General features: G+C 37.3%; 19 protein-coding genes. 15 read left to right on the top strand and 4 right to left on the bottom strand.

Translation table 11 applies throughout. The features are described from left to right. Positions 1-151: 151 nt before the first annotated feature. The 6 genes from IGI44_RS08625 (at position 152) to IGI44_RS08600 (ending at position 6545) form a co-directional block, all read left to right on the top strand. On the top strand, positions 152-1687 hold the full coding sequence (locus tag IGI44_RS08625; RefSeq protein WP_438787363.1) for an ABC transporter permease/substrate-binding protein: 1536 nt from the start codon (positions 152-154) through the stop codon (positions 1685-1687). Further along, positions 1688-2659, top strand: coding sequence for an ABC transporter ATP-binding protein (locus IGI44_RS08620; RefSeq protein WP_438787362.1), 972 nt, complete (start codon positions 1688-1690; stop codon positions 2657-2659). It abuts the gene before it with no gap. 234 nt (positions 2660-2893) lie between these two features. Further along, positions 2894-4219, top strand: coding sequence for a dihydrolipoyl dehydrogenase family protein (locus tag IGI44_RS08615; protein ID WP_438787361.1), 1326 nt, complete (start codon positions 2894-2896; stop codon positions 4217-4219). 74 nt (positions 4220-4293) lie between these two features. Then, entirely contained in the window at positions 4294-4980 is a 687-nt protein-coding gene (locus tag IGI44_RS08610; protein ID WP_438787360.1) for a hypothetical protein, read from the top strand. Positions 4981-4984: 4 nt separating this feature from the next. Beyond that, positions 4985-5896 (top strand): sce7725 family protein, encoded by a 912-nt coding sequence (locus tag IGI44_RS08605; protein ID WP_438787359.1) that lies wholly within the window; start codon positions 4985-4987, stop codon positions 5894-5896. Further along, complete coding sequence (locus tag IGI44_RS08600) at positions 5886-6545, top strand: GNAT family N-acetyltransferase (protein ID WP_438787358.1); 660 nt, start codon at positions 5886-5888, stop codon at positions 6543-6545. The genes IGI44_RS08605 and IGI44_RS08600 overlap by 11 nt, the downstream gene beginning before the upstream one ends. Here the strand turns inward: IGI44_RS08600 and IGI44_RS08595 are convergent. Beyond that, positions 6525-7070 carry a guanylate kinase gene (locus IGI44_RS08595; RefSeq protein WP_438787357.1) on the bottom strand — a complete coding sequence of 182 codons (546 nt, stop codon included), beginning with the start codon at positions 7068-7070 and terminating at the stop codon, positions 6525-6527. The two genes, IGI44_RS08600 and IGI44_RS08595, sit on opposite strands and share 21 nt — an antisense overlap. 62 nt (positions 7071-7132) lie before the next feature. Between IGI44_RS08595 and pbp4 the strand changes: the two genes are divergently transcribed. The 7 genes from pbp4 (at position 7133) to IGI44_RS08560 (ending at position 17193) form a co-directional block, all read left to right on the top strand. Then, a complete protein-coding gene (pbp4, locus tag IGI44_RS08590; RefSeq protein ID WP_438787356.1) occupies positions 7133-9160 on the top strand; it encodes a penicillin-binding protein PBP4(5) in 2028 nt (675 codons plus the stop codon). Positions 9161-9215: 55 nt separating this feature from the next. Further along, complete coding sequence (locus IGI44_RS08585; protein ID WP_438787355.1) at positions 9216-9398, top strand: hypothetical protein; 183 nt, start codon at positions 9216-9218, stop codon at positions 9396-9398. A 204-nt stretch (positions 9399-9602) separates the two neighbouring features. Beyond that, complete coding sequence (locus IGI44_RS08580; protein WP_438787354.1) at positions 9603-10640, top strand: DUF1002 domain-containing protein; 1038 nt, start codon at positions 9603-9605, stop codon at positions 10638-10640. 219 nt (positions 10641-10859) lie between these two features. Continuing rightward, positions 10860-11708, top strand: coding sequence for a hypothetical protein (locus IGI44_RS08575; RefSeq protein WP_438787353.1), 849 nt, complete (start codon positions 10860-10862; stop codon positions 11706-11708). Then, complete coding sequence (locus IGI44_RS08570; RefSeq protein ID WP_438787352.1) at positions 11709-12740, top strand: hypothetical protein; 1032 nt, start codon at positions 11709-11711, stop codon at positions 12738-12740. 226 nt (positions 12741-12966) lie between these two features. Beyond that, positions 12967-14847: an asparagine synthase (glutamine-hydrolyzing) gene (gene asnB / locus IGI44_RS08565; protein ID WP_438787351.1), complete on the top strand. Its 1881-nt coding sequence runs from the start codon at positions 12967-12969 to the stop codon at positions 14845-14847. A gap of 459 nt (positions 14848-15306) precedes the next feature. Next, positions 15307-17193: an endonuclease MutS2 gene (locus IGI44_RS08560; protein WP_438787350.1), complete on the top strand. Its 1887-nt coding sequence runs from the start codon at positions 15307-15309 to the stop codon at positions 17191-17193. A gap of 36 nt (positions 17194-17229) precedes the next feature. On the opposite strand, the gene IGI44_RS08555 is transcribed toward IGI44_RS08560, so the two are convergent. Beyond that, on the bottom strand, positions 17230-19329 hold the full coding sequence (locus IGI44_RS08555) for an LTA synthase family protein (protein ID WP_438787349.1): 2100 nt from the start codon (positions 19327-19329) through the stop codon (positions 17230-17232). Positions 19330-19620: 291 nt separating this feature from the next. On the opposite strand from IGI44_RS08555, the gene IGI44_RS08550 reads away from it, so the two are divergent. Together IGI44_RS08550 and IGI44_RS08545 are read left to right on the top strand one after the other, a co-directional pair. Continuing rightward, complete coding sequence (locus IGI44_RS08550; RefSeq protein ID WP_438787348.1) at positions 19621-20397, top strand: ankyrin repeat domain-containing protein; 777 nt, start codon at positions 19621-19623, stop codon at positions 20395-20397. Between the two features lie 236 nt (positions 20398-20633). After that, a complete protein-coding gene (locus IGI44_RS08545) occupies positions 20634-21179 on the top strand; it encodes a restriction endonuclease (RefSeq protein WP_438787347.1) in 546 nt (181 codons plus the stop codon). On the opposite strand, the gene IGI44_RS08540 is transcribed toward IGI44_RS08545, so the two are convergent. Beyond that, positions 21169-22287 carry a replication initiation factor domain-containing protein gene (locus tag IGI44_RS08540; RefSeq protein WP_438787346.1) on the bottom strand — a complete coding sequence of 373 codons (1119 nt, stop codon included), beginning with the start codon at positions 22285-22287 and terminating at the stop codon, positions 21169-21171. The genes IGI44_RS08545 and IGI44_RS08540 overlap by 11 nt on opposite strands. Then, complete coding sequence (locus tag IGI44_RS08535; RefSeq protein ID WP_438787345.1) at positions 22284-22553, bottom strand: hypothetical protein; 270 nt, start codon at positions 22551-22553, stop codon at positions 22284-22286. The genes IGI44_RS08540 and IGI44_RS08535 overlap by 4 nt, the downstream gene beginning before the upstream one ends. Between the last annotated feature and the right edge of the window lie 60 nt (positions 22554-22613).

Below are 22613 nucleotides of genomic sequence, written 5' to 3'. Positions count from 1 at the left end.
ATCTGTGTGATTGGTACGATATTTCTCTAATTGCTTCTTTCTGAGCAACTACCAATCAACATTATACTACTTTATGAGCGAGCCAATCTTTTTGTCACCTTTTTCTATTAAGCTATAATAAAAACAAGTCATAATTTTGAGAGGATACTTTATGAATGAATTAATTAATACCTTTAGTGAAAAAAAGGACGATCTCTTATCGGCGATTTTTGAGCATTTAGCCATCTCTTTAAGTGCACTATTGATTGCCATAGTGATCGCAATTCCATTGGCTATACTATTAAGCCAACGAAAAAAACTGGCAGAAGTTGTTCTGCAAATTACAAGTATTTTGCAGACAATTCCATCACTGGCCTTGTTAGGGTTGCTGATTCCCTTCGTGGGTATTGGAACTGTTCCCGCACTAATTGCACTCGTGGTTTACGCGTTATTACCCATTTTCCAAAATACTTATATTGGGTTAGCGGAGATTGATCCATCAATCGAAGAAGCTGCTGATGCATTTGGAATGTCACGAATGCGGAAATTAATGCGTGTCGAATTACCGATGGCTATGCCGGTAATTATTTCAGGGGTTCGGACTGCCTTGGTCTTAATAATCGGAACCGCGACATTAGCTGCTCTGATTGGTGCAGGTGGACTTGGTACATTTATTTTACTTGGAATTGATCGGAACGATCCTAATCTAACGTTGATAGGAGCTATCAGTTCTGCATTACTAGCTATCATTTTCAGTACATTAATCCGTTTCTTGCAAAATCGCAGTGGAAAGGTAACTTTGATAACACTTGGCGTAATTTGCCTAAGTATTGGTGGGATTTTCTTTGCTCAAAACAATCCGATTGGTAGTGAAACTGTGACAATTGCCGGTAAATTGGGTTCTGAACCAGATATCTTAATTAACATGTATAAAGAAGTCATTAAGGATGAAGATCCGTCTATAAATGTTGAGTTAAAACCAAATTTCGGTAAAACGAGCTTCTTATTCAGTGCTGTAAAGAGTGATCAAATTGATATTTATCCTGAATTTACAGGTACTGTTTTGGAAAGTTTAGTCAAGGTACCAAAAAATACGCCAGATAATTTGTCGCCAGAAAAAACGTATCAAGAGGCCAATAAATTGTTAGGTTCGCAATTTGATATGCGCTTATTGAAACCTATGGATTATGAAAATACGTATGCTTTAGCAATGAAGAAAAGCGAAGCGCAAAAACGTGGTATTACTAAGATTTCTCAATTGCAAGGCCAACAGGATCAGCTAAAGGCTGGATTTACTCTGGAATTTATTGATCGTCAAGATGGTTATCGTGGCATTCAAGACAAATACGGGGTGAAATTAAGTTCTGTTCAGAGTATGGAACCAGCATTACGCTATCAGGCGATCAATAATGGGGATGTTGATGTGATCGATGCTTATTCAACGGATAGTGAAATTAAGCAGTACGATCTAGTTACGTTAGAAGATGATCTACACCTCTTCCCTCCATACCAAGGAGCACCCCTGATGAAAAAAGAATTTGCTGAAAAGCACCCGGATGTTGTCAAAGCGCTGAATCGTTTGGCTGGAAAAATTACCGAGGATCAGATGGTCGAGATGAATTACCTAGTTAACGTGAAGAAAGAACAACCAGCTAAGGTTGCCCATGACTTCTTAGTGAAAGAAAAAATCATTGGGGAGGATAAATAAATGGAATCAATTATCGAGTTTAAGGATGTTAGTAAAGAATTTGAGGGGAATGTTGTTTTGAAAGACTTAAACTTTCAAGTGAAGAAAGGAGAAATTTTTGTCTTAGTAGGTCCTTCTGGGAGCGGAAAAACTACCTCATTAAAAATGATCAACGGTTTAATTGAACCAACTGATGGCAATCTTTACTTTAAAGAAAAACGAATTAAGGATTATAATATTCAAAAACTTCGTTGGCAAATTGGCTATGTACTACAGCAAATTGCACTATTCCCTACAATGAGTGTGAAGGAGAATATTGAAGTCATCCCTGATATGTTGGGGTGGGACAAAGAGCGCCGGAATAAACGTGTAGATGAACTATTGAAGGAAGTTGACATGGACCCCGAACAATTCAGAGATCGTATGCCAAGTGAATTGTCTGGAGGACAACAGCAGCGAATTGGTATCATCCGTGCATTAGCCTCAGAGCCGGACATTGTCCTAATGGACGAACCTTTCAGTGCCCTTGACCCAATTTCACGTGCAAGTCTTCAAGATCTTGTATTGGCGTTGCATCAAAAATTAGGAAATACGGTAGTTTTCGTCACCCATAACATGAAGGAGGCGATGAAATTAGGAAGTCGTATCGCTGTCATGCATGAAGGAAAGTTGATTCAATGTGATACACCTGATGAAATTCAAAAGCATCCTGCCAATAAATTTGTCGAAGAATTCTTTGATGAAACCACGGACGAGGTTTATACACAAACTTTAGAAGCTTTATACAACGGCGGCTTTTATCAAAAATCAGAAATGGCAGCTCCCGAGCTTTTACCTTTAAATATTGAAACTAATTTAAGTGAAGTTTTTGATCTATTGGCTGAACAGGATGCCTTTGCGATGAAAAAGGACGGGAAAACCATAGGTATCATTAATCGGAGCGATGTCTTCCGTTACCTAAGCCAAGAATCCAGCTCCACTTTTAGCAATTAACTAAGCGGCATGAAAATCAGACTCATTTATCATGATGTTGAAAAATAAATACTTTAATAGGAATAAGAATGCCAGTTCCACTTTTGACAGTAAACTAAAAGGATTATCCTTCAAAGTTATATTGCTATAATGAAAAGCAATATCCTAGTGGAATGGTATGCGGCATGAAAATCAGACTCATTTTTCACGATGTTGGAAAAATGAATACTTTAATAGGAATAAGAAGGGTTAGTAATGGAAAAATATGATGTAATTGTGATAGGTAGCGGTCCTGCTGGAAACGCCGCTGCGTATGGTTTTAAGGATCAAGGAAAAAATGTAGCAGTTATCGAGTCAGATTTGTGGGGAGGTACTTGCCCAAATCGCGGTTGTGATCCTAAGAAGATGCTGATGAGCGGAGTAGAGGCACAAAAACGAATAGAAACAATGATCGGGAATGGTTTTGAACAAACACCAAGGATTATTTGGGAAGATTTAATGACCTTCAAACGAAGTTATACGGATAGTGTTCCCCAAAATACAAAGGAAGGACTGGACTCCGTAGGCATTGATCGTTATCAAGGACAAGCTAGTTTTATTGATGTGAATCAAATTATTGTCAACGATGAAGTTCTAACGTCAAATCAGTTCTTGATAGCTACCGGACAACGACCAGCAGTATTACCGATTGAAGGTCAAGACCTTTTGCAAAGCAGTACAGATTTCTTATCTTTGGAACACCTTCCTAAAAAAATTACTTTTATTGGAGCAGGCTACATTGCTTTTGAATTGGCTGTAATTGCTAGTGCTGCTGGTTCAGAGGTACACATTATCCATCACAACGATCGACCATTAAAAGAATTTGACCAAGATTTAGTTGCAGATTTAGTCGAACATATGAAGGAAGATGGTATTCAATTTCACTTTAATGTAGATACTAAAGCGGTCGAACTGATGCATCCACAGTATCGAATTACAGGTGAAAATTTTGAATTAATCACTGACATGGTTTTTGGTGCCACGGGACGTATTCCAAACGTTGAAGGTTTGAACCTTGAAAAAGCAGGAGTTGCATACGATAAACGAGGAATTAAAGTGGATGATCATTTACGTACCACGCAGCATAATATTTTTGCCTGCGGAGATATTGTAGCTAAAAGCCAGCCAAAACTGACTCCTGTAGCTGGTTTCGAAGCGGGATATGTTGTTAAGGCAATGGCTGGTAAAGAAGAGGCAATTGAGTACCCATTAATTCCAACAATTGTCTTTGGTGATCAACGACTTGCACGATTAGGAGTAAGCGAAAAAGAGTTATCTACTCATCCTGAAAAATATCATTCACAAACGATGGATTTATCTAGTTGGTACACCTATCATCGGATTAATGATAAAGGTGCGAAGATTAAGTTTGTTTACGATGAAGAAGATAAAATTGCTGCGATTAGTTGCTTGAGTCAACTCGCGGATGAAGTCATCAATTATCTTTTGATTGCTTTAACAAAGAAAATGACTCATGAAGAAATTGAAAAATTTATTTTTGCCTATCCAAGTCCAGCTAGTGATCTTTCATATTTTATTTAAAACAGAGGTTCCCCTCTGTTTTTTTTTGTGCAATTATGCTAAAGTTTACGAAAATACGTTCCCATGGTGAGAGTATGAAAACAAATTTAACACAAGAAATTGAAAAGGCATTGTATTATTACTGTATTGAACTTGGCGGAATCGTTGTGGAAGAGGTTACAATGCCGAATGAACAAGGAATTGTTGATACACTGGCTTGCTTCTTTAGACCCGATTCAATAGAGTGGCGTTGTTACGAACTAAAAGTTACGAAGGCTGATTTTTACTCTAAAGCAAAGCTTTCATTTATCGGTCATTACAATTATTTTGTTTTGACGGAAGAATTGTATCAGAAGGTTCAGGAGGATATCCCCAATGAGATTGGTGTCTTAGTTTACCGACCTTATACTCAGGTTGAGGATTTGCCTGCAGCTGGGACCTTCTTTGTTGCCAAAAAACCAATGAAAAGAGTGCTTCAGGTTGAAGAAACTGCTTTGACTCAGCGGTTTATGGCTTCGTTGTTCCGTGAAGTTCAAAAGGCCAAGCGGATGGCCTATGGCACAAGTTTCTTCTCTACAGAACAGCTGTATAAAGAATTGCGTCGACGTTTGGATGAGAAGGACAGTTTGCAGGAAAACAATTATTATCAGCGTTTTATTGAAGATGTTCAGTTAGCTCGAATTGAAAGTTTGGAAGAAGAGCTACGGGCTCTAGAGCAGGATTATGACTATTTACGTCAGCAAAGACAGGTTCGACGTCGTCCGACTGAACCATTGGAGTGAGACTATGTACTATCCTTATTTACGTGGAAAACAATTTGACCTGCTTGCAATTAATACCTTAATCAAAGAAGCACGCTGGTCGAAAAAAATTTATCCAATCATCGAACCGGTTCGTGATTCGGCTACGTTGAAAAAGACGATTGAATTGTTTGATCAAAAGCAGCTTATTTGCTATTTGATTACCAATCCTCAAGTTGGAACGGCCAAGCTTTTTGCAGAGAAACGTTTCGAATGGGAATTAGGAGCAGAATCCAATGTTAAACCTGCAGAGATTGTGACGAATGAAAATCCTTTTGAAGCAAAACTTTATGTGTTTAACGCACATTCTCCTCGTAAAAAAGAGCGCTTAGCGATTGAGGAAAATCGGTTGTCTGTTATCCCCGATCAGGGACGTTTTAGAATTTTAGATGTGCCAAATAAAATTTTACTCAGAGAAGCCTTTCAAGTGAAAAAAAATGTTGCCAATTACGCTGAAAAGGTGGATGATTTTTATAGCGATGAACACCTCTATCTATCCCCTGAATCACAGGGGTTCAGTGATTACACAATCGAAGGTAGCCGTTATTTTGACAAAGGTGGACCAAGTCGTGCGATAGCGATTCACATTAGCTATTTTGATGCGTACCTTAATATTAGAGTTAAACATTTTGTTTCTGATAATAATGAAAATGCCCAAAATCAAAGTGGCAAATTCTTCGAAGCATTAGAAAAATTATCAGAGTGGTATTCTCGAAATCAGGATCAGCTATTGCTGACACTTGGTTTAGAAGAATTACTGCGCTATCAGGAAACGCAAAAATTTCCCGGATTGGGAACGATTAAAAAATGGTCATTGGCACATCATTTAGAATTAATCGGAGCCTTCTTGGAATACGGGGATCATTGGCAGAAAGGATGGAATAATCATGGGATATGAAGAGGAAGATTTTATTGTTAGGCAAGCGAAACAAATGGGTGAACTCTTAGGAGGCATCGTTGGAAAAAAAGATGCTGAAACAATTTTAGCATTTGGGAACGAAGCGAAGACTAGCGAGCTGAAGGAAGAAGCTTTTGATTTCCGGTTGAGTACGATTGAGGATGTGCCAGCAATCGGTGTTATCGTCAATCAAGCGAAGAAATATTTGAAGGAACAAGGATCACCACAATGGCAAAATGGACACGAACCTCATGCAGCGGTGATTCGCGAGGACATCAAAAAAAAAGCCAGTTATGTACTGACTTTAAATGGTGAAATCGTTGGAACCGTTGCTTTGATAGCTGAGAAAGACCCTATTTATGAAGCAATTGACGGAAAATGGCAAGGCAATGGACCTTATGTATCATTACATCATGTTGCAGTTAGCCAAAATTATCGTGGAAAAGGGCTTGGCAAGACGCTCTTAACTTCAGCGATACAGCAGGCGCAGCTTTTAGGCTTGGAGGACATTCGCATCGATACCTATCCCGCTAATCAACCAATGTTGACTTTAATCAATAAATTGGGATTTGTTTACTGCGGAATGATCTGTTTCCCTTTTGAGCACGGGGAACGAAAAGCTTTTCAACTACTTCAGAGCCTGACGTAATTGATGCAGCATATTGTCTAAGGTGGTTTCACCATTGATTTCGATTAAATTGGGAAATTTTTTCAAACGATCAAGGCTTTTTTGATCCTCTTGAAAAATCGCTAAACGACGCTGTAATTCTTCAGCAGTGGCTCTTTTTTCCAGACGAGTGATCATCGTTTCCTGTGAGATATTGATCCAGATGGGCACCATTTGATCACCGAAAATCCGGTGCAGATTGATAAATCCAGTAGTCGTTATTGGATCGTAGCAATCACCTGCAGCTAAGGCGTCTCTTAAAGTCGCTTTGGCAATACCATAGAATTCTTCATCGTAAACATCAAACTCGGCAAATTGATCTTGATTGACCATTTGCTTAAATTCTTTTTTTGATACAAAAAAGTAATCGCGACCATGTTGCTCACCCTTGCGAGGAGCACGTGTCGTATACGAAATAACTTTTTGTTCAGGGGCAAAAGCTTTTTCAGCTAAACTAGTTTTTCCTGAACCGCTTGGTCCAATGAATAAGTAACAATGATTCATCATTAACACGTCCTTTTTTATAGTATAAAGAAATAGGACGAAAGAAGCTAGGGAGGGGACCCTATATGGAGAGAAGTACACGCACTAAAAAACAATCAAACAAATACTTGCCGTTCATTATCATTGGTATTATTATTTTGCTTGCTGCCGGTTTCTTTGGAGTACGCGCCTATCAAGCAAGTCAGGAAAAAAAACAAGGTGAAGCAACCGTTCAGGCATTTGTAAAAAGCCTGCAAAAAGGTAATTATCAAGATATCACTAAAAACTTGAATGCAGAATCAGTTAAAGCCAGTGGGTATACGAAGAAACAAGTAGCCGAAAAATACCAATCGATTTTTTCAGGAATCAATGCTTCGAATATAAAAATGAAGGATTTAACCATTGATAAAAAAGATAACAGTTATCAATTTGCCTATGAGCTGTCAGTCAATACGGGTTTCGGAAAGTTAAAGAATCAAAAATACACTGGAACCTTAACAGCTGATGGGAAAGAAATAAACTGGAAGCCAAATCTGATTTTCCCTGGTATGTCTGGTAAGGATAAGATCACTTATTCCGTTGATCCTGCCACTCGTGGTGAGATCCTCGATCGTAGTGGACAAGGCATCGCTACAAATGGGACGGTTTATCAGTTGGGAGTGGTCCCTAAAAACCTTGGTACAGGAGAAGAACGTTCAGCAAAAATCGCTGCAATTGCTAAGAGCTTAGATATTACTTCGAAGGAAGTGGAATCAGCCTTAGCTCAAGGATGGGTACAAGAAGATTACTTCGTACCACTAAAAACATCCGCTGATGCACCAAAAGACGCGGCAGATGGTTTAGAAGTTAGAGAAACAACCGGGCGGACCTATCCATTAAAGGAAGCAGCAGCACAGCTGATTGGTTATGTAGGGAAAGTAACTGCTGAAGATCTGAAAAAAAATAATGAGCTTGCTAGTGAAAGTTTGATTGGTCGCAGTGGATTAGAGATGGCATTAGATAAACAGCTGCGAGGAAAAGATGGTGGTTCTTTGACTATCACTGATAGTAAAGGAACTGAGAAAAAAGTCTTACAAAAAATCGATAAAAAAGACGGCGAAAATGTCAAATTGACGATTGATAGTCGCGCACAACAAATCGCCTATAGCGGGTTAAACGGCCAGCCTGGTTCAAGTGTTGTGATGGCTCCTAAAACGGGCGAACTATTGGTTGCGGCTAGTTCACCAAGCTTTGATCCAAATAAAATGACGAATGGTATCAGTCAAGCTGACTACGATGCGTATAGCAATGATAAAAACCAACCCTTTATGAGTCGTTTCGCCACAGGGTATGCACCTGGCTCAACATTTAAAACAATTACGGCTGCAATTGGCTTAGATGCAGGTACGCTAAATCCGAATGAAGAGCTAACGATCAATGGGTTAAAATGGCAAAAAGACAGTTCTTGGGGTTCCTATCAAGTGACGCGCGTATCCGATGTAAGTCCAGTCAATTTGCGAACGGCACTAGTCTATTCGGATAATATTTATATGGCGCAAGAAACTTTGAAAATGGGTGAGAAAACATTCCGAGCTGGATTAAATAAATTTATTTTTGGAAAAGATTTGGATCTGCCGATTGCAATGGACAAAGCGCAAATTTCCAGCAAAGATAGCTTTGACTCAGAAATTCTACTAGCAGATACTGGCTATGGACAAGGTCAATTGTTGCTGAATCCTATTCAACAGATTGCAGCTTATTCTGTCTTTCCTAACAAAGGAACAATGGTTTATCCTAAGCTAATCGCTGATAAGGAAACAAAAGACGAAAAAGAGGTAATTAGACCAAGCTCTGCTGAAACAGTTACTGCTGATATGCAAGCGGTGGTTAGTGACGAAAATGGTACTGCCCACAGCCTAGCGGCGCTAAATATTCCATTAGCAGCCAAAACGGGTACGGCAGAAATCAAACAAAAACAAGATGAAAAAGGACAGGAAAATAGTTTCCTTTACGCTTTTGATACGGAAAAGCAAAATTATTCAGTGGTTGAATTCCTTGAGAATAAACCTGAAGGGACATCTGCGACGGATCTTTCTAAAGATTTGTTGACTTATTTAAACCAAACCTATCAATAAAATACTTGTCTGAAAAGCCGTTGCTTGGTAAGATAACCAAGAAGGACGGTGTCTTATGAACAAGCGACAACGAAAAAAACAAGCCTACAAACAATATATTCGAGCAATTTTTGAAGGCTACGAAAAAATGCTGGAGGATAACAGCATCAAAGAATTACACTTTAGCTATCTAAAAGAAACGACTTACTTGGAACGTGATGACCAAGAGAAGATTCATTTTACAACTAAAGAGAATTGATTCTTGAAACTTCTCAACAGAAAATGTTGAGAAGTTTTTTATATTGAAACCATAGGAAAATAATTTTTTCCTCCACCTTAAGACTGAAAAAATACTTAAGAGATTCTAAGCTTGGTAAATAATTAGTTAAACAGAAGAGTTTTGAGTTAGTAAACAAGGTCAAATCAGCTAAAATGGGATTATCAAGAAACAGGAGGCAATAGTATGAAACTTCATAAATATATTTTATTGGCAGGTATCGGACTCTCTTTAGGAGCAGGATTATTAAACAGCTCCAACGCTCATGCTGATTCTGATGATGGAGCAATTAATGAACGTTGGGGAAAACCAACTTTTGTTGCTGGAGCAGGATTGAACCAGCAGCAATTAGACGAAACGATGAATAAATTAGGAATCACTCAAGACAGTGTCAAAATGGAAAAGGCCACAGGTGCTGATTTAGTTAAATATTTGGGTTATGGTAGCGGTGATGACAGCGTAATGTTGAGCTCAGTCGTTGTGAATCGTGAAGATCTAGGAAAAGGAATTAATGTTAAAATCTTGACGCCGCAAAATATAACACAAATTACAGCCGACCAATATAAAAATCCGTTAGTTACTGCGGGTATTACTGATGCAACGGTTAAAGTAGCAAGCGTAGTAAAAGTGACAGGGGAAAGTGCTTTGACCGGTGTGTACAAAGCGTTTGAATCAAATGGCGAAAAAGTTGATCCGGAACGGGCACAATTAGCCCAAACAGAACTGGATACAACTTCAGATGTATCACAATCGGTTGTTAACAAAGCGAATGAGCAAAGTCAAAATCAAAACCTTTCTGATAGTGAAAAAGAAAAAGCTGATGAAGCCTATAAAGCGCAATTAAATCAAACTTTAGTAGATATCAAAAAGGAATTGGCTGATCTCAAGGAAAAACAAAGTGAGTTAGCCACTAAAGAAGATGTTGAGAAAATTGTGAACGATGCATTGGAAAAGAATAACCTTTCCCAATATGTGACTAAAGACGATATCAATAAGTTAGTTACACTAGCACAACAATACCAAACAACAGATGGAGTGCTGGATAAGGAATCCATTCAACAGCTGGACAAAATCAGTGATGACTTCAAAGGAACTGTCAATAAGGTTTCTGATCAACTTGGAAAATTTGGTGATTCGCTCAAAGGTAAATTAGAAGAGAATCAAGGATTTTTTGCAAATTTATGGCAGCAAATTAAAGATTTCTTTGGCGGATTAACAAATTAATTAAAAAGATTGTGTCATTTTATTAAACTGACACAATCTTTTTTTACACTCGCTAACAGTTTATACTTATCATTATCCTTCAGCTAGGGTAAAATAGAGGAGTGGTTTCTGATTTTAAGGGAAATATGTAGGTATTTTCTCTTTCAATGAAGGGTATCAATAATAATTATGGTAATATTTATTATATAGTTAACTAATAAAAATGAAGGAGGGTCTTAGATGGAGACTCCAGAGAAACAGGAAGAACTTCAAACTGAAACTTCATTTGATTCAGTGAAGGAATCTGCTTCCGATGTGTTAGGTGGGTTGATGGGGCAGATCAAACGGTTGGAAGAGGCAATGAAAGAAGAACGTATGGGTGACGTTTACCAAATCTATTGGCATGAATTGCCAGCCTCAATCCAACAATCCAGTAATGCCAATCATGAGATCGATAATTTTTTGACAAGCAAATTGGATCAAGAAATTCAGAGGACGTTCCCATTTATGATCATGCGGGAGGTTGTCTCACCAATCTTGATGAACTATCAAATAGGCAGCTATTATAGAGATCGCTCAGTGTTGCAAGTGGATGCGACACAGCCAACGATAAAAATATTACCTGAGATTCGTGATCAATGGGAAAGGGTCATGAAGGGTGACTATAAAGAGCAATTATTAGCGCTTCAGAATCAACAGGATGACTTTGATGCGAAAACAATTGCTGCTCAATCAGAATTAAGAGAAATAAACGGTAAAATTGCGCATCAGGAAAAACTAAAAGCAGAGCTTGAAGAAACAAAAAGCTTCATGAATCGAAAAAAAATCGAAGAAGAAATTGAAGTTATTGATGACAAGCTTAAGGAATTAAAAAAGCAACGAAGTGAATGGACGCCTTTTGTTGGCGATCAGTTATCAGGAGAATCCCAAAAAATTGCATTGGAAAGCAAAATTGCCCGTCTTGAACTAGAACAGGCAATTGCATTAAAAGAATTGCGTTTGATTAAGAAACGTTTCGGCGGATTAGAGGAAATGGATGCCGCACTTGAGATTTTCATCAAAGATTTCTTAAACAGGGGGGCGGAATAAATGTCTGAAGAAAAGAACAAAATTAACCAGATCTATGATACTTTAGTCGACTCTGAAGAACCCGGCTTAAATATTCGTGAGAAGGAAATTCTCCACCCTGATGATGAACCGACGGAAGAATCTGTGGAAGCTTTTAAGGCGACACCTCAAGCTAAATCTGTTAGCGATTCTTCACTTAATTATTATGATAATCGGAATGAGAATTATCAGGATTTATTGCGATTGATAGATGATGCAGAAAAAGAAATCGCTGATTTAAAGTTTAGAAAAGTACTGATGGAATCTGATTTTCCGACATTGCTGGACTACTTCAAAAAAATATTTATTGGTGAAGAATTTTCGATTTCAGCGATCGCTAAGGGCGCTTTATTAGAGTACATTACCTTTGAACTGATTAAGCCGTTAGAAAATTATGGGTTGTATCTTTCGACAAATGACTTTTCTACCTGGGAGAGCAAACATTTCAATCTTTCTTATCGTTTGACAAGTGCGAATGTAATTAAATTTAGTTTTATGATGCCGACCTCTGATGGCAAGTTTCGAAATGAAAAAATCAAGTTAATGGAAGTTTATCCTGAAACGATGAAAGTAATCGTTTTGGACGACGCTGTATTAACCTTGTTAAAAGATTGCTATAACAAGCATATCTACACAAGTGGTCAAAATTCAATGTTCAGCCGTGAAATGAATGACGTTATGGCCCATATGAAGGAACTTGGATTCGAGTTCGATGACAACTTATTAGACAATAGTAAGCCATTGGATCTATCCGTAGACCTTCATCACAAGACTCCGATTGATGTCTTGGACAGAATTTTTATTACAACTATGAACAATGACAATTATGACTTTAAAAAGCTTAATGAGAACAGTTACCTAATTGCCTTAGACGGAAATCAGACAGTGACGATCGAACAAAGTCCGACAGAGGAATCAAGCAGTCTAAAACTAAATACCGATCGTAAAAACAAATCGTTGATTGAATTTTTTGGCAGCTATCCTTTCTTAGTTCCGTTGACGATTACTGAATAAGAATGAAACAACACATGTTGCGCCAAAACTACTTTGGAGGATATGTGTTGTTCTTTTTTTTGAATTTCTTTGAATGTTCATTTTGCTCTTTGTAAAAAATTAATTTTTCGGCGCTTTTTTTAGAGGAAATCACGTTCACTCGTGAAAGTCCGCAAATCCTATGATATACTTTGAAAGTTGATATGAAAGAGTATCAGTTTACCATGTTTGAAAGAGGGTAGAGAATGTGTGTGGAATTGTAGGATTTATTGATCGTTCAAATACAACGCAAAAAGAACAAATTGTTAAAAATATGATGGATACAATCGTTCACCGTGGACCTAATAGTGCGGGGCAATTTATTGATGAAGGTGCCGCTCTAGGGTTCCGTCGTTTAAGTATCATCGACCTTGAAGGTGGAACGCAACCAATCAAGAATGAAGATGGTACCAAAATTATTACCTTTAACGGAGAAATTTATAACTACCAAAGCATTCGTGAAGATTTGATTGCTAAGGGCCATATTTTTACTACGCATGCAGATACTGAAGTACTATTGCATGGCTATGAAGAGTACGGGATTGATTTATTACAAAAAGTTCGCGGGATGTTTGCTTTTGTGATCTGGGATACGAAAAAACAAGAGTTATTTGGTGCCCGTGATCATTTTGGGATCAAACCTCTATATTATACAATCATGAATGGAACTTTTATGTATGGTTCAGAAATCAAGAGTTTCTTACAGCATCCAAATTTTGTCAAAGAACTGAACAAGGAAGCCTTAAAACCTTACATGACTTTCCAATACTCAGCATTGGATGAAACCTTCTTTAAAAATGTTTATCGGATCAAAGAAGGCCATTATTTCATCTACAAAGATGGTAAGTTGGACATTCAGCAATACTGGGATGTGAAAGAACAAGAAACCAATATGACTTTAGAAGAAACCGTTGATTTAATTGATGATACCGTGGTGAAATCAGTTGAAGCGCATCGAATTGCCGATGTTGAAGTTGGTTCATTCTTGTCATCAGGTGTGGATTCAAGTTATGTAACGGCTGTTTTACGCCCAGAGCATTCTTATTCGATTGGATTTGGAGATAAATCATATAACGAATCAATTGAAGCTAAAAAATTGGCTGATTTGATTGATTTAAATAATACTTCTCGTGTGGTGACCGGCGATGAAGCCTTTGAATACTTCCCATTGATTCAATACCACTTAGATGAACCGGATTCTAACCCTTCATGTGTACCGTTATACTTCTTAACCGAACTTGCTAGCCGTGACGTACGAGTGGCATTGAGTGGTGAAGGTGCTGATGAATTGTTTGCGGGTTATCAAGCATATGGTATGAATACAAAGTCAAAAGCAGTTAAGGTCGTTGCTGAAGGCTTGAAAAAATTACCAAAAGGTATGCGTTACTCGATCGCGAAGGGATTGAAGGGCAAAACCTTTAAAGGCGCATTGCATTTGTATACTTCTTTAGCACCGGCCGAAGAGTTCTTTATTGGTCAAGCGAAGGTCTTTGAAGAAGATGAAGCTGTTGACTATTTACAGCCTGAATACCAACAAAGTCCAACGATCAAAGACATTGTTGATGTTCATTACGAAAAAGTTCAAGATATGTCTGAGATCAAAAAGATGCAATACTTGGATATGCACCAATGGATGCCAAAAGATATTCTATTGAAGGCTGACAAATTAGCGATGGCTAATTCGTTGGAAGTTCGGGTGCCATTACTCGACAAAGAAATGATGAAAGTTTCTGAAGTCGTGCCCACTAAATACTTGATCAATGCTGAAAATACGAAGTTCGCCTTCCGCCAAGCGGCAGCACGTCACTTACCAGAGGAATGGTACAACCGTGAAAAACTTGGCTTCCCAGTACCGATCAAGGATTGGTTACGAGAAGAGAAGTTTTATCAAATCGTCCGTGATGTGTTCACGCAAGACTTTGTCAAAGAATTCTTTGATCAAGAGAAAATTGTAAAACTACTAGACGATAACTTTGCCGGAACAGCAGATGGTCGTCGTAAAATCTGGACGATCTACACATTCTTGACTTGGTACCAAGTGTATTTCATCAATGATGGTGTAAAACCCGTTCCAGCAAAAATTGGTTAATTTCAATTAAAAATTGACAAATGTCTAATGCCACGTTAGACTAGCAATAAGGAAACTTAACAAAAATTATGAGGTGTCTTGGTGAGTGTAGTTATTTAATTTGGAGTAACTTGATAGCGAAAAAAAGACTGTTGATACAGGTTTATTTCGCATGCCAAATTAGATGATACCTATCAAAGCTAATGAATATCTATTCAAGCTGTGAAGAGGAATCTTCACAGCTTTTTTTGCGACTTCCACTGTGCACTTCAGCGCACCTAGTGGAATCGTATGCGTACGAAAATCGAATTATTCTTCCGTTTTTTGGAAAAATAATTCCTTATAGGCGAGCTAGCTGTGAGTCAGTTTATCCGTGCTCATGATAGTTGATTAAATCGTATGCGTATGAATTTCATAATGATATTTTTGCTAAGTTTCCAAGGCTTCGATGGGTGTCTTTTCAATCGAAAGGAAGAGACCATGAATAACGAAACATTTACAAAAACACAATTTAACCAAATCAAACAACAACTAAGCAGTTATGCAATTAGTAGCTTTGGCAAGAAGTTGATAGAAGCTACCCAACCGCATTCAAAACTTTCAGTTGTCGAAAAGCGATTGAATGAAACAACTGAGGCTAAAAAATTACTTGACAGTAATTTACACGTACCATTTATGGGATTGCAAAGTATCGAACATATCACCAATCAGCTTGAAAAAGGATTTGTTCTAACACCTCAAGAATTATTAGAATATGCCGATTTTTTACGAAGCCTACGATTGATTCAACAATTCTTTGAGAAGAACCAAAGTATCGCACCGACACTAAATCGTTACGCTCAAGGACTAAATGATTTTAATGAAATTGAAGCGGAGATTTACCAAGTGATTCGCAATGGTCGGATCGTTGATGATGCTAGTCGCGAGTTACGTCGTGCGCGTCGCGATATTGCGGAAACACAAGATAAAATACAGGATCTTTTAAAGAAATTTATTCGTCAAAATAAAGAAAAAATGCAAGAGGCGATCATTACTAAAAGAAATGATGTCTTCACTGTGCCGATTAAGGCTGCGTATAAGAAGCAAGTGAAAGGCACAATTATTGAGCTTTCTAGTAAAGGAACAACCGCTTATATTGAGCCAAGCAATGTCAGTCGTTGGAATGAGCAATTGATCTATCATCGAATGGTAGAGGAGGCGGAAGTTTATCAAATCCTTGCGACTTTGACGGGGTTACTTGCCGAGGCTCTACCTTTGATCCAACAGAACATTGAGATCATCTCGGAATTTGATCATATCTTTGCTCGCGGAAAATTTAGTCGTGAGTTAAAGGGGATCACTCCAGCAATAAATGGTTATGGCTACATCCATTTGATATCCGCGACTCATCCATTAATTGAAAACGCCGTCCCACTAGATTTAACGATTGGTGATGACTATCGCGGATTAACGATTACTGGACCAAACGCAGGCGGGAAAACCGTCGTATTAAAAACGGTTGCCTTAATGACTTTAATGACGATGATCGGATTACAAATACCCGCTAAAGAGGGAACTGAAATAGCGATTTTCGATCAGATTTTCGTTGATATCGGTGACGCTCAAAGTATTGAAAATGCGTTGAGTACTTTTTCAGGACATATGCAAAATATTTCTGAAATTCTGCGACAAACGCATAAAAATAGTTTGATTTTATTAGATGAATTGGGCAGCGGAACTGAACCAAATGAAGGCGCGGCATTAGCGATCGCTATCATGGAAGAGTTTTATCAAAAGGGGAGTATTCTAATAACTACTACTCACTATGGTGAAATTAAACGGTTTGCGGAACAGCATCCTGATTTTATTACCGCAGCAATGGATTTTGATGCTGAGCATTTAACTCCAAAGTATCGTTTATTAATTGGTCAAACCGGAGAAAGTAATGCTTTGTGGATTGCTAAGAAAATGGCGATCTCTGATCAGATTCTCGCTAAAGCGCAGAATTACTTCTCAGATCGTCATTACAACCTTGAAAAGAAAACCTTCAAGAAGAAAGCGAAGAAGTTGGCTTCTGAGGCGGTTGAAATGACTTATTATAAGGGCGATAAAATCTTTTTATTGGAACAACAAACATCAGCTCTTGTTTATCAAGAAGTACCATTCACAGACAATGTGACGGTCTTTTTGAATGATCAATTTATCGAAGTACCAAAGCGACGAATTAAGCTTGAGTTCCGAGCCAGTGAACTTTATCCAGCGGACTATCCACTAGAAAATCTATTTGAAGACTTCCATACACGTAAAGAACGTCGAGACATTGATCGTGGATCGAAAAAGGCCCAACGTAAATTGAGAAAAGAAGCTTTGCAAAGAAGACAAGACTAAATAAATCCTCCAGTCAAAAAGACTGGAGGATTTATTTTACTCATATTGCTGATAGGATTTTGTTTTATATAGTCCAACGGTAGATTTTTGATTATTTTCGCTATATAAACTAGAGGACTGTGCTCCTTTTTGTCGTTCTATTTCTTCTAACCGTTCTTTCTGATTACGATAATCATAAGCACTGGGATCAATTGATTTTAAACCACTGTCTTGATAATACCTCAATAAGTCACCATTAGTAATTTTATCAGAAGTTATCAGTTGCTCATCAACCCCCTGATTCAGCTCTACAAAGGTTTTCTCTTGTTCAGGTGTTGGCTCATCAATTACCTGTGCCGTTTGATTATCATACATCTTCCCACCATAGAAGGTATATTGTGGAGTAACAAAGTCTCCGTCACGAAAGGCGACAACTTGTTTGTGTTCGGGTGAGAATAGATCCTGACCCAATTGCAGGTAGTTCTTCGAATCGATTCCCAATAAATGAAGTAGAGTAGGGAGAGCATCGACTTGTCCACCATAGGTGTGATTTATGCCGCCATTTGTTGCTCCAGGAACATGGATCATGAAAGGTACGCGTTGCAGCTGAGCGTTGTCAAAATCTGTCCAGCTGTCCGAATCTTTTCCAAGCAAAGGAGCTAACTCCTTATTTCGTGTATTTGAGATTCCATAGTGATCACCATATAAAACGAAGATCGAATTATCATAAAGGCCGCTAGCCTTCATATAATCAAAAAATTCTTTTAGAGCAGTATCCAAATAATTAGCAGTAGCAAAGTAGCCATTAATTGTTTCATCCTTCGTATTAGCGACAGGGAATCCATCCTCATCATTCTTAAAGCGAGAATAAGGGTAATGATTGGAGACTGTGATAAATTTCGCATAAAAAGGCTGCTGCAAATGCTCTAAGTATTGAACTGATTGATTTAAAAAAGGTTTGTCGTGCATGCCGTACTGGAACGAATTATCATCATTGATATCGTAATAAGAGGAATCAAAGAAATAGTCAAAGCCTAAATGTTTATAGGTTTTATCGCGATTCCAAAATGAAGCCGAATGTCCGTGAAAAACAGCAGAGGTGTATCCGGCTTTTTGACTTAGAATATTCGGAGCGGCTTCAAAGGTATTTTTATCACCCATTTGCGTGAATAATGCTCCTTGATTCAATCCGAATAAAGAATTTTCCATTAATGTTTCAGCATCTGAAGTTTTTCCAGCTTTTACTTGATGGAAGAAGTTGTCAAAACTATAGGTACTTTCACCGTGATACAAACTATTTAGAAATGGCGTCACCGTATGATTAACCCCATTCTCATCAGGCAGCTGATAATCAATCAGAAATTGTTGAAAGCTTTCTAAGTGAATGTAAACCACGTTTTTCCCTTTAGCAAGACCGAACATTGAATCATTTGGTTCCGCATAATGCTCATTCACATAGCTTTTTACTTCCTTCAAATCATTCGGACTAGCTTCCGCCCGGATTTGGTTATTTTGAAACGTTTGATAACTATCATAAACGGTAAAAGCATTGACACCAAGATATTTTACTAAATTTTCACGAGAAAATTGACGACTCAACAGCCCTGAGCGATCAATTTCAGCCAAGAAAATATTCCCGCTGCATATTAGTAAGGAGAGAGCAGAAAGAGCGGCCGCTTTACGAAATCGCGGATGTTTTTCCTCCACGATAATTTTCTTCTTAAAAAGTAGAACAGGTAGAGCAAACAAGTCTAAGATATAAAAAATATCATACCAGCGAAACAGCCGGACGGCACTTTCACCTAAACCGGTTGAAACCTGGCCAGCGCCAAGCATCGTATTAATCGTAATAAAATCCGTAAACTCACGATAATAGACCGCATTAGAGAAGAGCCAAATCGACAAAATTCCGTAAATAATAAACAAAGTCGTATAAGCGACCTTTGAGCGTTTGATAAAGAGCCCAATGCTGATTAGCAACATCGAAACACTTAACGGATTGATTAATAAAATAAATAATTGCATCGGGTTTTGAATTCCCAAATGAAAATCGACGACATAAGCAAACATATTTTTAAGCCAAAGCAAACCAATTAATAGGCTGAAGAAGCCGATTCTAGTATTTATAAAGTTACTATATTTTTTTAAACGAGACATTTGCATGCTCCTCATCATTATTTTCCATATACTTAAATAGTTTATCGGTTTTTTAATTGGAGGTCAAACTGATCACGGTAAAATCCATTGATATACCAGCATTTCTATCTATTATCTCAGAGAATGTAAGCAATTCTTAATAAACGCAATTTACCAGTTAAAATGATTCTTATATTGGAGTTCTCAAAACTGCTGAATCATCATACAAATGCTATAATGTGCGAAAATGAGTAGGGAGATGAACGAGCCTATTTAAATAGTTAAATAAAATTCAGATTGAGGAGGATGACTATGAAAAAAATCATTATTGCAGGTCTTTTTCTTATTTTATTAGGCGGCTGTCAGTTCGATTCATCAAATAAAAGGAACAGTCACACGGAAACTTCTTCGTCAAAAATGAGGATTTCTTCTGAAACAATAGAAAGTAAAGCATCTAGTGCCCAACAGCCAAAGGAGGAAGAGGCTATGACGTACAATCCAGGAAGTTTGTTACAAGCAGTGTCAACAAATAATCTTGAAAAGACTATCGACATTCTTCAATCTTCTTCATATCCAATTGACGAAGTAAATGATAAAAAAGAAACGCCTTTGATGATTGCTGTGCATAATAACCAAGTGGAAATCGCTAAAAAGTTGGTTGATGCTGGTGCGAATATTAATTATCAAGATGCTATTCAAGACAGTCCGTATCTATACGCAGGAGCAGAAGGTAGAACAGAAATTTTAGCTTATATGCTAACTAATAGTTCGCCAGATCAAGCCATTACCAATCGTTTTGGCGGAAATGCACTGATTCCAGCAGCTGAAAAAGGTCATCTGGAAAATGTAAAAATACTTTTAAATGATGGCCGAGTGAATATCAATCATCAAAATAACTACGGCTATACAGCATTGATCGAAGCTGTTGCATTAAGAGATGGTTCACAAGTTTATCAGGACATTGTAGCCGAATTATTAAATCATGATGCAGATCCAAACATTGCTGATAATTACGGTAAAACAGCAAAAGATTATGCGAATGAGTTCGGTTACGGAAATATTTCTAAATTGTTGCAAGAAAATAGTTAGTTAAAATAGAAAATGAACGGTTCATTATTGAAGCCTAAATAAAGGAGCTTAAACAGCAGCTCCTTTAAATTTTTTATTCTAGTTTACATAATATACATTAAACAAAGTTAAATAGAGTTTTTTAGTAAGTAGACTTTTTAATTTGGATGTCTACTTTTTGGTTATTTAATCTATTTGTAATATTTCAACTATGCTATAATGCTATTAAAATCTACTGTTTTGTGAGGAAATTATTCGTGAAAAAAGATACTTTTAGATTTCTTTTCATTGGGATCTGTTTATTAATCTACTTTTTTAAATACTCTAATGAGCAAGTTTTATTTTTATATTCAGGAATTTCAGCAATTATCATTGCTTTTTTAATTGAAATTATTCCATTTATTTCGAAAATTAAACGCTTTGCTAATGCTGAATTAAGTTCGATTGATTCTATGTCAGGAATCGAATTTGAGGAATATATTGCTTACTTGCTTGAAAAACTTGATTACCGCAATCCTAAATTAACTCCAGCTCAATCCGATCAAGGCATTGATATAATTACAAACAAGGATTCTGTAAAAATTGGAATTCAATGTAAGCGCTGGAAAAAGAAAGTTGGTAATAAAGCCGTTCAAGAGGTTTACTCAGGTATTGGCTTCTACTCTCTCGATCAAGCGATAGTAGTTACTAATAGCTACTTTACCGATTCAGCCAAACAACTTGCTAAGAAATTAAATGTTGAATTATGGGATAGAAACAAATTAGTTAGTCTAATCAGGGAATCAAAAAGAGCTAATTCTTAGGTATCCACTCCTTTTCAAATTCAATACTATGATAATCTATGAATTCTTTTATTTGCTCTTTTATCATAATTCTCTGGTTGATATTCATTTTAAAATCATTTGCCATTTCTATTTGTTTTTCAGACATTTGTTTTTTTCCACGTTTTAATATATAGTCAATTAAAAGTGGATCATCACCGAGCGCTTCAAAAAGAGTTGCTACTGATGCACATATTTGTGTGTCAATCCAGTCTTTTGTACGTAAAATTGTCTTTTCGGGAGCTGTTAACGAGAGTCGAATTTTGTCAACGCCATTAAGGAATTTATCCCACCATCGACAATTTTTCCATTGCGTTCGGTGTTTTTGTGTGCCCTTTTCTTTAAAACACAAATATCGATTCAAAACCCCTTTAATGAATATTCCTATCTGCAACTCATTATTAACGATAGTCTCTACTGCGGCTTTAGCTCTATCTCCCCTCAACTGTACTTCTGTTCTTTGCCAAAAGTCTATTTCGCGATTAAGAGCATATCCTTTATTCACCCTTTCAGCATATTTATCATAAAAACGAATGATGACATCTGTTTTACCAAAATATATAGTCTGACCATTAGTTTCCCCATTTTTTAAAATAAATTCTTCGAAATTTCTTGCAGTTTTAAATCTACTTAAAACACACCCACGCCTAATGCAACTTTCAATTTGTTTGAGTTTAAAATATCCATAAAAGTCATCAATTGCTACATCAAGACGAGTGATATTCATTTCATAGCCTAAAACATATTCAAAAAAATCGCTCCATCCCCATCCTGTTTCCTCAAAAGTCTCCTCGAATTGTCTGCAACCTTGCCCAGACATATTTAAAAATATTCCCATGTTATCTGAATGACCATCAAAAAAGATTTGGATATTTCCCCAAATTGCACTTTTTGAATAACCGTTGATCCCTTTTTCTTTAACATCAAAAAGTCCTTCTGAAACACAAATTATTCCGCACAATTCTTGCCAATTTTTGCAATTGAAAAAAGTAGCGGAAAACCAGTCAACACAAGATGTTAATGTGTTAGTGTTTGGAGTGATAACCCCCCTGTTAGAACAGGGGGTTGAATCCTGAAATTCAGTCTTCAATTTGAGACACTTCCTTCCAAAATATAACGTTCAATTCTCCTGATATAAAAATGAGGTGATTTAGAATTTCCTTTATTAGTTAAGCCAAGTTCGATTCGAACACGATCCCATCTAGAAAACTCTGATAGATCAATGCTTTTCCTAACAGGAAAATTGAAGTTCTCACCTGAATGAGGTATTCTCAGTTGAATAGATTGAGCCATTCTATCATTTAAACCGAAAATAAAGATTTTATCCACGAAAAAAAATTCATGTTCTGTAAACATACAATCAACCCTCTCACGTTAAATTTTCAAACTGAAGTTTGAGCGCCCTACCTCGGCGCC

Source organism: Enterococcus sp. DIV0756 (genome assembly GCF_051710745.1).
Lineage (GTDB): Bacteria > Bacillota > Bacilli > Lactobacillales > Enterococcaceae > Enterococcus_A.
This window is presented reverse-complemented; position numbering and strand designations above follow the sequence as displayed.

Coding starts and splice junctions, on each gene's coding strand:
- IGI44_RS08625 (WP_438787363.1), top strand. CDS start 152: ATGAATGAATTAATTAATACCTTTAGTGAAAAAAAGGACGATCTCTTA.
- IGI44_RS08620 (WP_438787362.1), top strand. CDS start 1,688: ATGGAATCAATTATCGAGTTTAAGGATGTTAGTAAAGAATTTGAGGGG.
- IGI44_RS08615 (WP_438787361.1), top strand. CDS start 2,894: ATGGAAAAATATGATGTAATTGTGATAGGTAGCGGTCCTGCTGGAAAC.
- IGI44_RS08610 (WP_438787360.1), top strand. CDS start 4,294: ATGAAAACAAATTTAACACAAGAAATTGAAAAGGCATTGTATTATTAC.
- IGI44_RS08605 (WP_438787359.1), top strand. CDS start 4,985: ATGTACTATCCTTATTTACGTGGAAAACAATTTGACCTGCTTGCAATT.
- IGI44_RS08600 (WP_438787358.1), top strand. CDS start 5,886: ATGGGATATGAAGAGGAAGATTTTATTGTTAGGCAAGCGAAACAAATG.
- IGI44_RS08595 (WP_438787357.1), bottom strand. CDS start 7,070: ATGATGAATCATTGTTACTTATTCATTGGACCAAGCGGTTCAGGAAAA.
- pbp4 (WP_438787356.1), top strand. CDS start 7,133: ATGGAGAGAAGTACACGCACTAAAAAACAATCAAACAAATACTTGCCG.
- IGI44_RS08585 (WP_438787355.1), top strand. CDS start 9,216: ATGAACAAGCGACAACGAAAAAAACAAGCCTACAAACAATATATTCGA.
- IGI44_RS08580 (WP_438787354.1), top strand. CDS start 9,603: ATGAAACTTCATAAATATATTTTATTGGCAGGTATCGGACTCTCTTTA.
- IGI44_RS08575 (WP_438787353.1), top strand. CDS start 10,860: ATGGAGACTCCAGAGAAACAGGAAGAACTTCAAACTGAAACTTCATTT.
- IGI44_RS08570 (WP_438787352.1), top strand. CDS start 11,709: ATGTCTGAAGAAAAGAACAAAATTAACCAGATCTATGATACTTTAGTC.
- IGI44_RS08560 (WP_438787350.1), top strand. CDS start 15,307: ATGAATAACGAAACATTTACAAAAACACAATTTAACCAAATCAAACAA.
- IGI44_RS08555 (WP_438787349.1), bottom strand. CDS start 19,329: ATGTCTCGTTTAAAAAAATATAGTAACTTTATAAATACTAGAATCGGC.
- IGI44_RS08550 (WP_438787348.1), top strand. CDS start 19,621: ATGAAAAAAATCATTATTGCAGGTCTTTTTCTTATTTTATTAGGCGGC.
- IGI44_RS08535 (WP_438787345.1), bottom strand. CDS start 22,553: ATGTTTACAGAACATGAATTTTTTTTCGTGGATAAAATCTTTATTTTC.